The sequence below is a fragment of the Ureibacillus massiliensis 4400831 = CIP 108448 = CCUG 49529 genome, assembly GCF_000772965.1.
GTDB lineage: Bacteria > Bacillota > Bacilli > Bacillales_A > Planococcaceae > Ureibacillus > Ureibacillus massiliensis.
This window is the reverse complement of the sequence record NZ_JPVQ01000105.1, coordinates 1-1,740: the sequence shown is the minus strand read 5'-3', so window position 1 is coordinate 1,740 and position 1,740 is coordinate 1. Positions and strand designations below refer to the sequence as shown.

Genomic DNA, 1,740 nt, shown 5'->3' with positions numbered 1-1,740 from the left:
TGTTAAAGGATATGAAGATGAGAATGGACCAAAGTATGTTCATACACCATGGCATACTGAAGCAATCCCATTCCAAGAAGCAGCAAAGATTGGTACAGACAAAGTTATAAGTGATCACGCAAATATTGGTATAGTTGTGACGACAGATGGTACTGTTAATGGTATTGCACGTCATGCTGCACAAGTTGCAGAATCACAAATTGTTGAGCAATTAAAAGAAATTGGTAAGCCTTTTGTTGTTATTTTAAACAGCAGTATCCCAACTCATAGTAATACAATTGCGCTTCGCAATGAATTATTCGAACGTTATGGGGTACCGGTAATCTCGGTATCTATCGATCAAATGTCATTGCGCGATATGGAGTATATTTTACAGGAAGCTCTATATGAATTCCCTGTGGAAGATATTGAAGTTGAAAAACCTGATTGGTTAGATGTATTAGACTCAACGCATCCAGTCAATCAAACATTATCTGAATCAGTAGCTAGCATACTTGATTCGATAACGAAAATTCGTGATGTTTCTCAAGCAGCAGAGGAATTAAAAGATCTTGATTTTATTGAAGATTGCGGTGTTGAAAGAGTTGATGCTGGATTAGGCGTTGCAACAGTAAGAATTACATTAAAGCCTGATATTTATCGAGCGGTGTGCAACGAATGGTTAGACCAACCTATAGAGTCCAAAAAAGATTGGCTATTATTTATAAAAGAAGCAGCTGAAGCGAAAAAAGCACAGAAACGATTCCGTGAGGCTATTGAAGATGCTTCTGAAAATGGCTATGGCGTAACACTGCCTACTTTGGATGAGTTTGTACCGAGTGAACCAGAAATGATTAAACAAAATAACTTCTATGGCGTTCGTATGAAAGCTTCTGCGCCATCTTATCATATTATTCGTATTGACATGGAAACAGAGTTTGCTCCATTAATAGGTACTGAATTTTATAGTCAGCAGCTTTTGAAGGACCTGCAATATGCCTATAAACACGATCGTGAAGCTTTATGGGAAACACAATTGTTTGGAACGCCATTACATGAAGTGTTAAAAGAGGGAATTCGATATAAAATGAATTCGGTACCAGCTAACGCGAAGAAGAGAATGCGTCAAACAATTGAAAGAATGGTAAATGAAGGTGACCGCGGTTTAGTAACGTTTATCATCTAGATTGTCAAATAGAGTGTGAAAAATACAATAAAAAATTATCAGGACTTTTCATTTATTAGGTGAAAAGTCCTTTTATTTGTGTAAACTTATAAAAAAACCTATTGTATATTGGAAAAACATGAATAAATACAGTTGCACCAAGGTTTTCAATGTGTTACTCTTTTTACAGGATTTAGCTTCTACCCTTTGAGAGGAGGTGAATGGTGTGAATAAAACAGAATTAGTAAACTCTGTTGCTGAAGCTGCAGCTCTTTCTAAAAAAGACGCTTCTAAAGCAGTTGAAGCTGTATTTGATACAATTCAAGATGCTCTTGCAAAGGGTGACAAAGTACAATTAATCGGTTTTGGTAACTTTGAAGTACGTGAACGTGCGGCTCGTAAAGGTCGTAACCCACAAACTGGTAAAGAAATCGAAATCGCTGCTAGCAAAGTACCTGCTTTCAAACCAGGTAAAGCGCTTAAAGATGCTGTAAAATAATACGCGTCTTGCAGTTACATAGAGCAGCCATCATTTTTTGATGGCTGCTCTTTTTGTGTGCCGGGCATGTCCGTCAACTAGGTGATGAAAGTTCACT

Annotated in this window: 2 protein-coding genes; both read left to right on the top strand. The window is 37.2% G+C overall.

Annotated features, from left to right (window positions below; genetic code table 11):
- Window positions 1-1,165 (top strand): stage IV sporulation protein A (locus CD30_RS19010; protein WP_036180729.1); only part of this gene is annotated, 1,165 nt, incomplete at its 5' end.
- Between the two features lie 205 nt (window positions 1,166-1,370).
- On the top strand, window positions 1,371-1,643 hold the full coding sequence (locus CD30_RS19005; RefSeq protein ID WP_036180726.1) for an HU family DNA-binding protein: 273 nt from the start codon (window positions 1,371-1,373) through the stop codon (window positions 1,641-1,643).
- The last annotated feature ends 97 nt before the right edge of the window (window positions 1,644-1,740 follow it).